12 protein-coding genes and 2 rRNA genes are annotated in these 11,524 nt (G+C 71.3%); 3 read left to right on the forward strand and 11 right to left on the reverse strand.

Translation table 11 applies throughout. The annotated features are described in order from the left end of the window. Window positions 1-271 precede the first annotated feature (271 nt). Window positions 272-547, reverse strand: coding sequence for a glutaredoxin family protein (locus tag ACF068_RS04655; protein WP_392272650.1), 276 nt, complete (start codon window positions 545-547; stop codon window positions 272-274). A 95-nt stretch (window positions 548-642) separates the two neighbouring features. Here ACF068_RS04655 and ACF068_RS04660 point away from each other — a divergent pair, with 95 nt between their 5' ends. The 3 genes from ACF068_RS04660 (at window position 643) to ACF068_RS04670 (ending at window position 4,091) form a co-directional block, all read left to right on the forward strand. Further along, on the forward strand, window positions 643-1,548 hold the full coding sequence (locus ACF068_RS04660; RefSeq protein WP_392272651.1) for an HAD family hydrolase: 906 nt from the start codon (window positions 643-645) through the stop codon (window positions 1,546-1,548). A gap of 342 nt (window positions 1,549-1,890) precedes the next feature. After that, window positions 1,891-2,670 (forward strand): ECF subfamily RNA polymerase sigma factor, BldN family, encoded by a 780-nt coding sequence (locus ACF068_RS04665; protein WP_392272652.1) that lies wholly within the window; start codon window positions 1,891-1,893, stop codon window positions 2,668-2,670. A gap of 224 nt (window positions 2,671-2,894) precedes the next feature. Further along, entirely contained in the window at window positions 2,895-4,091 is a 1,197-nt protein-coding gene (locus tag ACF068_RS04670) for a DUF5667 domain-containing protein (RefSeq protein WP_392272653.1), read from the forward strand. A gap of 73 nt (window positions 4,092-4,164) precedes the next feature. On the opposite strand, the gene ACF068_RS04675 is transcribed toward ACF068_RS04670, so the two are convergent. The 10 genes from ACF068_RS04675 to ACF068_RS04720 form a co-directional block, all read right to left on the reverse strand. Further along, window positions 4,165-5,250, reverse strand: a complete 1,086-nt coding sequence (locus ACF068_RS04675; protein WP_392272654.1) for a lysophospholipid acyltransferase family protein — start codon at window positions 5,248-5,250, stop codon at window positions 4,165-4,167. Window positions 5,251-5,267: 17 nt separating this feature from the next. Continuing rightward, complete coding sequence (locus tag ACF068_RS04680; RefSeq protein WP_392272655.1) at window positions 5,268-6,344, reverse strand: NAD-dependent epimerase/dehydratase family protein; 1,077 nt, start codon at window positions 6,342-6,344, stop codon at window positions 5,268-5,270. Window positions 6,345-6,512: 168 nt separating this feature from the next. Further along, window positions 6,513-6,611: a 30S ribosomal protein bS22 gene (locus tag ACF068_RS04685; RefSeq protein ID WP_003948845.1), complete on the reverse strand. Its 99-nt coding sequence runs from the start codon at window positions 6,609-6,611 to the stop codon at window positions 6,513-6,515. A 152-nt stretch (window positions 6,612-6,763) separates the two neighbouring features. Continuing rightward, window positions 6,764-6,976, reverse strand: a complete 213-nt coding sequence (locus ACF068_RS04690; protein WP_064070100.1) for a helix-turn-helix domain-containing protein — start codon at window positions 6,974-6,976, stop codon at window positions 6,764-6,766. A 128-nt stretch (window positions 6,977-7,104) separates the two neighbouring features. Next, window positions 7,105-7,920 carry a phosphatase gene (locus tag ACF068_RS04695; RefSeq protein ID WP_392272656.1) on the reverse strand — a complete coding sequence of 272 codons (816 nt, stop codon included), beginning with the start codon at window positions 7,918-7,920 and terminating at the stop codon, window positions 7,105-7,107. A gap of 134 nt (window positions 7,921-8,054) precedes the next feature. Further along, window positions 8,055-9,230: an acetoin utilization protein AcuC gene (locus ACF068_RS04700; protein ID WP_392272657.1), complete on the reverse strand. Its 1,176-nt coding sequence runs from the start codon at window positions 9,228-9,230 to the stop codon at window positions 8,055-8,057. Then, window positions 9,199-10,365: an MFS transporter gene (locus ACF068_RS04705; RefSeq protein WP_392272658.1), complete on the reverse strand. Its 1,167-nt coding sequence runs from the start codon at window positions 10,363-10,365 to the stop codon at window positions 9,199-9,201. The genes ACF068_RS04700 and ACF068_RS04705 overlap by 32 nt, the downstream gene beginning before the upstream one ends. Window positions 10,366-10,409: 44 nt before the next feature. After that, window positions 10,410-11,054 (reverse strand): HAD family hydrolase, encoded by a 645-nt coding sequence (locus tag ACF068_RS04710; RefSeq protein WP_392272659.1) that lies wholly within the window; start codon window positions 11,052-11,054, stop codon window positions 10,410-10,412. A gap of 62 nt (window positions 11,055-11,116) precedes the next feature. Further along, window positions 11,117-11,233, reverse strand: a 5S ribosomal RNA gene (gene rrf / locus ACF068_RS04715). A gap of 90 nt (window positions 11,234-11,323) precedes the next feature. After that, window positions 11,324-11,524 (reverse strand): 23S ribosomal RNA (locus tag ACF068_RS04720); the annotation flags it as partial.

An 11,524-nucleotide genomic window follows, 5' to 3' on the forward strand; every position in this document is an offset into this window, starting at 1 on the left:
AGCGGGGCTGTAGGCGGCCATACGTACCAAGACCGCCCCGTCGACAGCAGGCTATGTCTTTGTGAACGCGTGCACAAAGATGGTGTCCATTTTGTCCGGGCAAAGTGACCGGGCTCACGCGAATCGATCGCGCCATCCCGGAACCGGGGCGCGCCTCGGTCCGTTCACGTGCCGAAGGGGACAAAGCGGTACACACTCCTCATGACCACGCCCCCGAAGCGCAACAAAACGCTCACGATGGTAACCGCCTTTCCCGGTCACCCCACCCGGCTCAGCCCTCCAGGGCCCGCCGCAGCCGCCCCGCGTCCACCTTCCAGAACGTGTGCTGCTCCCCGTCCACCAGGACCACCGGGACCTGCTCCCAGTACGCCCGGTGCAGTTCCTCGTCCTGGAGGATGTCCTTCTCCTCCCACCGCGCGCCCGTCTGCGCGCAGACCTCCTCGACCACCGCCCGCGCGTCGTCGCACAGGTGGCACCCGGGCTTCCCGATGAGGGTCACCGTCCGCGGACCGGCCTTCTTCTTCGTACGTCCGAACATGCACCCCATTCTGCGCCCGCGTCACTCGAGCGCCCCATGAAGTTCACGCCATGGCGTCCCCCCACGGGTCGGGGAGGACCGAACACAGTGGCTATGCTCACGGCATGGCCGCACCGGGATGGCTCACTCCTCACAGGCGTTCCGCCACCGCGCGCAGCGTGCTGGCGGGCGAAGCGTCGGCCGAGGCCGCCCGCAAGACCTCGCAGCCGGCACCCGAACCCCAGTTCCCCGTCCACGGCGACGAGCACGCCGCCGCGTTTTTCGACCTCGACAACACCGTGATGCAGGGCGCGGCGATCTTCCACTTCGGCCGCGGGCTGTACAAGAGGAAGTTCTTCCAGCGCCGCGAACTCGCCCGGTTCGCCTGGCAGCAGGCCTGGTTCCGGCTCGCCGGCGTCGAGGACCCCGAGCACATGCAGGACGCCCGCGACAGCGCCCTGTCCATCGTCAAGGGCCACCGCGTGTCCGAGCTGATGACCATCGGCGAGGAGATCTACGACGAGTACATGGCCGACCGCATCTGGCCCGGCACCCGCGCCCTCGCCCAGGCCCACCTCGACGCCGGACAGCGGGTCTGGCTCGTCACCGCCGCCCCCGTCGAGACGGCCACCATCATCGCCCGCCGCCTGGGCCTGACCGGGGCGCTCGGCACGGTGGCCGAGTCGGTGGACGGCGTCTACACCGGCAAGCTCGTCGGCGAGCCCCTGCACGGCCCGGCCAAGGCCGAGGCGGTCCGCGCGCTGGCCGCCGCCGAGGGCCTGGACCTGTCGCGCTGCGCCGCCTACAGCGACAGCCACAACGACATCCCCATGCTGTCCCTGGTGGGCCACCCGTACGCCATCAACCCGGACGCCAAGCTCCGCAGGTACGCGCGCGACCGGGAATGGCGGCTGCGCGACTACCGCACCGGCCGCAAGGCCGCCAAGGTCGGCATCCCGGCCGCCGCGGGCGTCGGCGCCCTGGCCGGCGGCACGGCCGCCGCGGTGGCCCTCCACCGCCGCCGCCGCTGACCCACGGCACACCCCCGGCCCGGCCGCCGCCCCGGCACGCCCGAACCGGGCCTCTTACCCCCCTTCGGCGCGCGCCAGTCGCCCCGCGCGCACTCGGCCACAAGAGATCTCGCAGCCAAACACTTCTCGAAGTAATCCGATCAATACCTGATCACCAAGTGCGACTTGATCAGCCGCGTAGACGCAAGAGAAGCGACTGAATCGATGATTTGAGCAACTCGGCGTAGCGCTCCCTGCACTAAGCGTTATTCTCCTCAGACGCATACGAGACCCCCGTCCGTCGCTACGACGGGTGAAAGGTTCCGTACTGCACGTGATGGAAGCTCTGCCTCTGGGAGTCCCGTGTACCCACACGTCGGGGTTGACGCCTCGGGCCTGGCTACGCTCCGCGCGACGGTCATCGACCATCTGCGCGGCTTCGTCCCCACCGCGTACGCCGTCCCGGCCTTCGCCTCACCGGCACCCGCCGGTCCTTGCTATGCCCTCGCCGACGGCGGTGCAGCCGTCGGGAGACGCGGCGGCCGGAGCGGTTCGGGTACCTCGACCACCGCCCGCCGGCCCTCCGCCGACAGCGACAGCGCGCGCATGATGGAGCTGGTCGAGCGGGCCCAGGCCGGCGAGGCCGACGCCTTCGGCCGTCTGTACGACCAGTACAGCGACACCGTCTACCGCTACATCTACTACCGCGTCGGCGGGAAGGCGACGGCCGAGGACCTGACCAGTGAGACGTTCCTGCGCGCCCTGCGCCGCATCTCCACCTTCACCTGGCAGGGGCGCGACTTCGGCGCCTGGCTGGTCACCATCGCTCGCAACCTGGTCGCCGACCACTTCAAATCGAGCCGGTTCCGACTGGAAGTGACCACCGGCGAAATGCTCGACGCCAACGAGGTGGAGCGCAGCCCGGAGGACTCGGTCCTGGAGTCCCTCTCCAACGCGGCCCTGCTGGAGGCGGTCCGCAAGCTCAACCCCCAGCAGCAGGAGTGCGTGACCCTGCGCTTCCTCCAGGGCCTGTCCGTCGCGGAGACCGCCCGCGTCATGGGCAAGAACGAAGGTGCGATCAAGACCCTCCAGTACCGGGCGGTCCGCACCCTGGCGCGTCTGCTCCCCGAAGACGCCCGCTGACCCTGTCCACCTCAACTCACCGTCGGTGACGCCTCGATGACGCGCTGGTCCGATCATCTTTCGTGCGTAACCCAAGTGCCGAGCCGCTCGTTGTGCGGGATGCAGGCTCCCTGTGGTCGCACCCTGGCCCCAGCCACTCACTCATTCGTGTGGATGTGCTCAAGGTGTGCAACCTTCCGGACCCCCCGGGGAGTCGACCGTCATGACGAGAGGAGGTGCCGCCAGTGATCGCGAACGTATCGGCGCACCGGCGGGCGAACGCCTTCGCCCAGGCCCTGGAAGAGCAGGCGGCCGAGCAGCCCGAGGCATCGGTCGAACCGACCGAGCAGGGCCGGCTGTTGGCCCTGGCGAACGGTCTCGCCGATCTGCCGAAGCCGGAGTTGGACCCCGAGGTGAAGGTGGTGCAGCGAGCGCAGCTCGTCGCCGCCATGGAGGCGATGTTCGCCGAGGGGAGCGCGTCCGCGGGCCCTACGGTGCCGGAGCAGCGGGCGGCGACCGGGCGGGGCGCCCACCGCGCCACCGCGCTCCGGAAGTTGCGGCCCCGCTCCCGCTGGTCGAAGGGGCTCGCCGCCGGCGGGCTCACGGTCGGGGTGGCGGCGGGCGCGTTCAGCGGAGTGGCCGCTGCCAGTTCCGACGCCCTCCCCGGTGACTCGCTGTACGGGCTGAAGCGCGGGATGGAAGACCTCAAGCTCGGTATGGCCGACGACGACGCCGACCGGGGCGGGATCTACCTCGACCAGGCCTCCACCCGGCTCAGCGAGGCCCGCCGCCTCATGGAGCGCGGGAGATCCGGGGCACTGGACCACGAGTCCCTGGGCGAAATCCGGCGGGCGCTCAACGGTATGAAGCACGACGCCGCCGAGGGCCACCGGCTGCTCCGCCTGGCGTACGAGCGGGACGGCGCCATCGCCCCGATGGCCACGCTCAACTCGTTCGCCCGCAGCCACCGCGAGGCCTGGAACGGGCTGCGCGACCGGCTGCCCGTCCAGCTCACCGACGTACGGGACGAGGTGAGCGACGTCTTCGACGCCATAGACGAAGAGGTCGGACCGCTCCGCTCCCAGCTACCGCAGCCCCCGGAGCGGAGCGACGGCCGGGGATCCGGCCGCCCCGGCGCCACCAAGGACTCCTCCGGCACCGGGCCGTCCCACCAGGCCCCGTCCAGCCCGGAGAGCCGGCCCTCCGGCAGCAGCGGCAAACCCGGCCCCTCCGGCTCCGGGAGCGGCACGGCGAAGGACGACGGCCTGCTCGGCGGCAACACCGGCGGCCTGCTCGAACCGGACCCGACGACGCCCCCGTCGGCTACCGGCAGCGGTGGCGGCGGCCAGCCGACGCAGTCGCCGGCCCCGGACGTCACCATCCCGCCGATCCTCCCGGGCATCATCCCGGGCCTGGGCATCGACGAGGAAGACGCCGGCTAGACAGCGGGACGGGTGGGCGCCCCTCTCCGGAGGGCACCCACCCGTCCCCACGGCAGCCGCCGGCGCGGCACCGTCAGAAGAAGACCGACCGCCGCTGCACCAGCAGCTTGTACAGCGTGTGCTGGATCTGCTCCCGCACCTGGTCCGTCAGGTTGAACATCAGCATCGGATCCTCCGCCGCCTCCGGCGGGAACCCGTCCGTCGGAATGGGCTCACCGAACTGGATGGTCCACTTCGTCGGCAGCGGCAGCGCCCCGAGCGGCCCCAGCCAGGGGAACGTCGGAGTGACGGGGAAGTACGGGATGCCCAGCACCCGCGCGAGGGTCTTCACGTTGCCGATCATCGGGTAGATCTCCTCGGCCCCCACGATCGAGCACGGCACGATCGGCACGCCGGCCCGCAGCGCGGTCGACACGAACCCGCCCCGGCCGAACCGCTGGAGCTTGTAGCGCTCGCTGAACGGCTTCCCGATGCCCTTGAAGCCCTCCGGCATCACTCCGACGACCTCGCCGCGCTGGAGCAGCCGCTCCGCGTCCTCCGCGCACGCCAGCGTGTGCCCCGCCTTGCGGGCCAGCTCGTTGACGACCGGCAGCATGAACACGAGGTCCGCGGCCAGCAGCCGCAGGTGCCGCCCGGCCGGGTGGTTGTCGTGCACGGCGACCTGCATCATCAGCCCGTCCAGCGGCAGCACGCCCGAGTGGTTCGCCACCACCAGCGCCCCGCCCTCGGACGGGATGTTCTCGATGCCCTTCACCTCGACGCGGAAGTAGTTCTCGTACAGCGGCCGCAGCAGTGACATCAGGACCTGGTCGGTCAGCTCCTCGTCGTAGCCGAACTCGTCGACCTCGTACTCGCCGGTGACCCGCCGCCGCAGGAACGCCAGCCCGCCCGCGATCCGCCGCTCCCAGTCGCCGCGTGCCGCGCCGCCGCTCTCCCCGCCCCTCCCGCCGGCCGTCTCCCCGCGCGCCTCCTCCGGGCCGTCCGGGGCCGCCGCGGAGGCCGTCCCGGCCGCCTGGGGGCCCGGCAGCGGGCTCACGGCCCCCTCGCCGTTCCGCCGCCGCGTGCCGCCCAGGAGGGGCCGCCGGCGTCCCGGCCGGGGGGTGGCCGCGCCACCGCGTGACCGGTCGTCGTCGAACGGAATGACCTTGGCGTCCGCCATCGCTGAATCGCGCTCCCTCATCCGGCGCTGTGAGTCGTCTTCGCCGCGCCGCCGCCGGGGGCCGCGAGCGGCAGCCGGGACGCGGCGACCCGGTCGACCGCCCCCGCGAGGACCTCCGGCGGCAGCAGGCCGGGCCCGCGGCTCCGGGCGAAGTCCGCGAAGGCCCCGGCGGTCGTGTACGTCGGCTCGAACCCGAGCGTCTCGCGCATCTGCACGGTGCTGACCACCCGACCGTGCGTCAGGAGCCGGATCTGCTCGGGTGAGAAGTCCGTCACACCGAGCGTACGCAAGGCCGTGCCGACCCAGGTGACCGCCGGCAGCAGTACCGGCACCGTGGGCCGCCCCAGCCGCCGCGAGCACTGGGAGAGCGTCAGCACCCCGTCCCCGGCCACGTTGAAGGTGCCGCTGTTGAGGGTGCCGCGCCGCGGCTCCCGCGCGGCGATCCGCAGCACCTCGACCACGTCGTCCTCGTGCACGAACTGGAGCCGCGGGTCGTAGCCGAACACCGTCGGCAGTACGGGCAGCGACAGGTACTCGGCGAGCGGCGAGTCCGCGGTGGGTCCCAGGATGTTGGCGAACCGCAGCACGCACACGGCCACATCGGGCCTGCGGCGCGCGAAGCCACGGACGTACCCCTCCACCTCGACGGCGTCCTTGGCGAAGCCTCCGCTCGGCAGGGACTTGGGCGGGGTGGTCTCCAGGAAGACGGCCGGGTCGCGGGGCGCCGAGCCGTAGACGCTCGTACTGGACTTCACCACCAGGCGGCTGACCGTCGGAGACTTCTGGCACGCCCCGAGGAGCTGCATGGTGCCGATGACGTTGGTCTCCTTGACCGCCGTCCGGCCGCCGCTGCCCAGCGGGGTCCCGGTGACGTCCATGTGGACGACCGTGTCGACCCCGTACTCCGCCAGGACCCGCCCTATGGCGGGCTGCCGGATGTCGGCACGGACGAACTCCGCGTCACCCAGCCCGTGCGGGGGCGGAACGGCGTCCACGCCGATCACCCGCTCCACGCCGGGATCGCGCTGGACACGGCGGACGAACCTGCCGCCCAGCCGCCGGGCCACGCCGGTGACGAGCACGACCTTCCCCAAGATCAGCGCCTTCCGTTCGGTCCTCGCCTCTGCGCCACCGTAGCGGGTGAATGATGCGCTGTAATGACCGCCGCACCCCTGGGGGCGGCACGGGTGCCCGGGAAACACCGTGGCCCTCCCGCCGGAAACCGGTGGGAGGGCCACGATCTGCGCACGTACAGCCGCCGCTTACTTCTTGTTGCGACGCTGCACGCGGGTGCGCTTGAGCAGCTTGCGGTGCTTCTTCTTGGCCATCCGCTTGCGCCGCTTCTTGATAACAGAGCCCACGACTACCCTCGCTCACTTCTCGGAACACCCCCGCTATGAGCGGGGATCTCGGTGCGGGGCGTCTGGGCCCACACGACCTACGTCGGCCTAGCCTACCGGCCGGAGCGCCGAGCTTGTAATCCGAGGGGTACGTGGGACCCCGTCGGGGACCGCTAGGCGGTCTCCACCCCCACGAAGGACTCCCGGAGGTACTCGTGAACCGCTTGCTCCGGAACCCGGAACGACCTGCCCACCCGGATCGCCGGCAGATGACCGCTGTGCACCAAGCGGTACACGGTCATCTTCGACACTCGCATCACCGAGGCGACTTCCGCCACGGTCAGGAACTTGACCTCGTTGAGAGGCCTCTCGCCAGCAGCAGCCATGACCCACCTGTACCTTCCGCCCACAACGCCCACCGGCTTCCCCTCCGGTGACTCTTCGTCGCGGTGCGCTCACTCACCAGACTAGGGGCGGGTGATACGAGTGGGGAAGAGGAGCTACCACCGGCCGCCTACTGTGACAGACACGCCCGATTGAGTACATAGCGAGTAAGCGGTCGGTAGTAATCGGACCGCACAGCGTCATCGATCGGGACGGCCACGGACACCCGTCCCTCGGCCTCCCCGACGAACAGCGCGGGGTCGTCCGTGTCGGCGAGGCCGACGGCCTCGATACCGAGCTGACCTGCTCCGCAGACCCATCCGTGGTCCCCCACGACGAGCTCCGGGAGCGGCCCGCCGACCTCCGCGAGACCCTCCAGGGCGGCCCTCACCGGGAGGGGTGAATGGGTGTGTGCGCCGGTCTCACAACCGGCGCCTTCACGTCCTGGTTCCCGCACCAACGCGACTCCCCGTACGTAGTCGAGACTGTACGTACGTACGCCGAACCGGGTCGTTATGTCGACACATCGCCCCTTCGCGGGTGTGAGAACGAGACATCCGGCCGCCGACAAAGCGTCTGCGAGCCCGGCGTAGAAGCCGAGCAGCCGGTGCGGATGCCCGGTCCCGAGCAGCACCGGGGCCCGCCGCCGGGCCGCCTCGCCCAGCCGCGCGGCGAACGCGCCCAGCGCGCTCAGCGTCCGTTCCGGGTCGATGGCGTCCGGTCCCGAGCGGTACGCGGGGTCGCCGGACACCCCGCACTTGGCCGCCATCAGCCGTAACAGCTCCCGCTCGTCCCACGCCCACCGGGGATCGAGCCCGAGCGTCACCCGGGGGTCCCGGACCGCGAACAGGCGATAGCTCCGCAGACTGGCCTCGCGCGACGTGGCGACCGGCCCGGCCAGCCCGGCCGCCAGCAAATGCGCGCGCAGCGCACCGGTACTCAACACCCTGCCGATGCTGCCGCAGCCCGCCCCCCGGGGAGCCGGAACGGGGCGGACACCCCACAGTTGGCGTAACCGCGCCCACGGAGCCGGCCGGGCGGCTCGCTGGGGGGTGTCTCGCCTGATCGGCGAGACACCCCCTATGGCAGCAGCCCCCGCAGCGGGAACGCCGCCCGGCGCGCCGCCAGCACCGCCTGGTCCAGCCGGTCCGCCGGGTCGTACCCCTCGTCCCAGCCGCGCCACGACACCGGCCACCGCCCGTCGGTCATCCGCCCCGGCGCGAGCTGCCGCGTCCGCGCGTACACCTCGTCCCGCCACGACGACGGCACCACCGACTCCGGCTCCACCGGCGCACCCGCCGCGATGCCCACCAGGTGCGTCCACGACCGCGGTACGACGTCGACCACCGCGTAACCGCCGCCGCCCAGGGCCACCCACCGCCCCTCCGCGTACGTGTGCGCCAGGTCGTGACAGGCAGCCTGGACCGCCCGCTGGGCGTCCAGCGACACCGCCAGATGGGCCAGCGGGTCCTCGAAGTGCGTGTCCGCCCCGTGCTGCGTCACCAGCACCTGGGGCCGGAAGTCCGCCAGCAGTTCGGGCACCACCGCGTGGAACGCCCGCAGCCAGCCCGCGTCCCCGGTACCCGCCGGCAGTGCCACGTTCACCGCGCCGCCCTCGGCCGGCCCCGGCGCGCCCGTCTCCTCCGGCCACCCGGTCCCCGGGAACAGCGTGCGCGGGTGCTCGTGCAGCGAGACGGTCAGCACCCGCGGGTCCTCCCAGAACGCCGCCTGCACACCGTCCCCGTGGTGCACGTCCACGTCCACGTACGCCACCCGCTCGGCGCCCAGCTCCAGCAGCCGGGCGATCGCCAGCGAGGCGTCGTTGTAGATGCAGAAGCCCGCCGCCGAGCCGGGCATCGCGTGGTGCAGCCCGCCCGCGAAGTTCACCGCGTGCGCGGCCTCGCCGCGCCACACCGCCTCCGCGGCGCCCACCGACTGCCCCGCGATCAGCGCCGACGCCTCGTGCATCCCCGCGAACGCCGGGTCGTCCATCGTGCCCAGCCCGTACGCCTGGTCCGCCGCCCGCGGATCCGCCGACGCCGCCCGCACGGCCGCCACGTAGTCCTCGCGATGCACCAGCCGCAGCGTCGAGTCCCCGGCCGGCTTGGCGGCGGTCACCTCGACGGACCGATCCAGCCCGTACGCCCGCACCAACCCCATGGTCAGTGCCAGGCGCACCGGGTCCATCGGGTGCCCGGCCCCGAAGTCGTACCCGGTCAGTGCGTCATCCCACATCAACAGTGCGCGGCCGCTCATGCCCGCCACCGTATCGGTCCGGTTCAGCGCTGAACGACCGGGCGTACCGCAGCGTCACCAGCACCAGGACCAGCGGCACCAGCATCGCCCCGCGGTAGCTCCACGCGTCCCCGAGCGCGCCCACCAGTGGCGAGCCGACCAGGAACCCGACGTAGTTGAAGACGTTCAGCCGCGCGACCTCCGCGTCACCCCGCGCCGCCGCGAACGTCTGCGGCACCAGCACGCTCAGCCCGAGCCCCAGCACGGTGAAGCCCGCCACCCCGGCCCACGCCCCCGGCGCCCCGGCCACCACCCCGAACCCGGCAGCCGCCAGCACCGCCCCGCCCCGCACCACGGCCCCCGCCCCGAACCGCCGCACCCCGAGGTCCCCCACGGTCCGCCCCAACAGGGTCGTGACCATATAGGCGTTGTACGGAACGGTCGCCAGCTCCTCCGACCCGCCCAGCACATCCGTCAGGTACTTCGCGCTCCAGTTCGACACCGTGGAGTCGCCGATGTACGCGAAGGTCATCACCAGGCACAGCGGCATCAACAGCCCCGTCGAACGGCCCCTGGAGCCCCCTTCGACGCCCTGGGGGCCCGCCACGTACCACCGGCTCGCCAGCAGCGCCGCCGGCAGCACCACCACGACCACCGACAGGTACGACCACCCCAGCCCCACCCGCCAGTGCACCGCCGCCCACGCGAGCGACGCCCCGACGATCCCGCCCAGGCTGTACGCGGCGTGGAACCCGAGCATGATGCTGCGTCCGTACGCGCGCTGGAGGCTCACCCCCAGCATGTTCATCGAGGCATCGAGCGCCCCCACGGCCAGACCGAACACGCCCAGCGCCACGGCCACGTGCCACAGCCGCTCCCCCGCCCCCACCCCCAGGAGGGCCAGCAGCACCACCGGCTGCGCCCACCGGAGCACCACGCCCGGCGCCAGCCGCCGCACCAGCTTCCCGGCGAGCACGCTCCCCACACCGGCGAGCACCGGAACGGCCGCCAGGAACACCGGCAGCAGCGCGTCGGACATCCCGTACCGGTCCTGGACGGCCGGGATGCGTGTCACCAGGACCGCGAAGGTCACCCCCTGCACGAAGAAGGAGACCGCCAGCGAACCCCGCCCACGCCTCAACCGCGCATCCGTCATGGCGGCACAGCGTAGGGGCGCTCACCCGCCCCTGGACAGATCACTCACGCGAGCAGACCGAGCAACTCGCCCATGTCGTCGAAGGAGCCGTTCACCCCGGCCAGGTTCCCGGCCGGCGTCATCGCCGTGAACCCGTACACGTCCATCCCGGCCGCCCGGGCCGCCCGTACGCCGAGCGGGCTGTCCTCGACGACCACGCACCGCTCGGGCGCCACGCCCATCTTCTCGGCGGCGTGCAGGAAGAGGTCCGGCGCCGGCTTCCCCCTTCCCACGTCCTCCGCGCTGAAGACCGCGCCCGCCGGGAACCAGCGGTCCAGCCCGGTCTTCCGGTGCCCCACCCGGATCCGCTCATGGCTCCCCGAGGACGCCACGCAGTACGGCACCCCGTCGGCGGTGAGCTTCTCCAGCACCTCCGGTACGCCGGCCACCACGTCCAGCTCCCGCGCGAAAGCGGCGAACACCCGTGCGTGGAAGACCTCGTCGAAGTCGTCCGGCAACCGCTGCCCGGTCCGCTCCGCCACCAGGTCGTGCACCCGGTGCACGGCACCCCCCATGTAGTCCCGGAGGGAGTCCTCGTACGAGGTGGGATGCCCGAGCTCGGTCAGGTACGCGGCCAGGATGGCGTTGGACAGCGGCTCGCTGTCGACGAGTACACCGTCGTTGTCGAAGATGACCAGTTCATAGCGCATGCCCTGACTGTAAACGCAGAAAAGCCCCGCACCAGAAGGTGCGGGGCTTTCCCACAATAATTGTTCGGCGGCGTCCTACTCTCCCACAGGGTCCCCCCTGCAGTACCATCGGCGCTGAAAGGCTTAGCTTCCGGGTTCGGAATGTAACCGGGCGTTTCCCTAACGCTATGACCACCGAAACACTATGAAGATGTCGAACTACAACCAGCCACCCCAGAGGGGTGTGGGAGTTCGTTACTTCAGAACTAACACAGTGGACGCGAGCAACTGAGGACAAGCCCTCGGCCTATTAGTACCGGTCAACTCCACCCATTACTGGGCTTCCATATCCGGCCTATCAACCCAGTCGTCTACTGGGAGCCTTACCCTCTCAAGGAGGTGGGAATACTCATCTCGAAGCAGGCTTCCCGCTTAGATGCTTTCAGCGGTTATCCCTCCCGAACGTAGCCAACCAGCCATGCCCTTGGCAG

Source organism: Streptomyces sp. NPDC016309 (genome assembly GCF_043077235.1).
Taxonomy (GTDB): domain Bacteria; phylum Actinomycetota; class Actinomycetes; order Streptomycetales; family Streptomycetaceae; genus Streptomyces.

Bases quoted from the DNA above. Each gene is read 5' to 3' on its own strand.
- ACF068_RS04655 (WP_392272650.1), bottom strand. From the start codon at position 547: ATGGGGTGCATGTTCGGACGTACGAAGAAGAAGGCCGGTCCGCGGACG.
- ACF068_RS04660 (WP_392272651.1), top strand. From the start codon at position 643: ATGGCCGCACCGGGATGGCTCACTCCTCACAGGCGTTCCGCCACCGCG.
- ACF068_RS04675 (WP_392272654.1), bottom strand. From the start codon at position 5,250: ATGGCGGACGCCAAGGTCATTCCGTTCGACGACGACCGGTCACGCGGT.
- ACF068_RS04690 (WP_064070100.1), bottom strand. From the start codon at position 6,976: ATGGCTGCTGCTGGCGAGAGGCCTCTCAACGAGGTCAAGTTCCTGACC.
- ACF068_RS04700 (WP_392272657.1), bottom strand. From the start codon at position 9,230: ATGAGCGGCCGCGCACTGTTGATGTGGGATGACGCACTGACCGGGTAC.
- ACF068_RS04705 (WP_392272658.1), bottom strand. From the start codon at position 10,365: ATGACGGATGCGCGGTTGAGGCGTGGGCGGGGTTCGCTGGCGGTCTCC.
- ACF068_RS04710 (WP_392272659.1), bottom strand. From the start codon at position 11,054: ATGCGCTATGAACTGGTCATCTTCGACAACGACGGTGTACTCGTCGAC.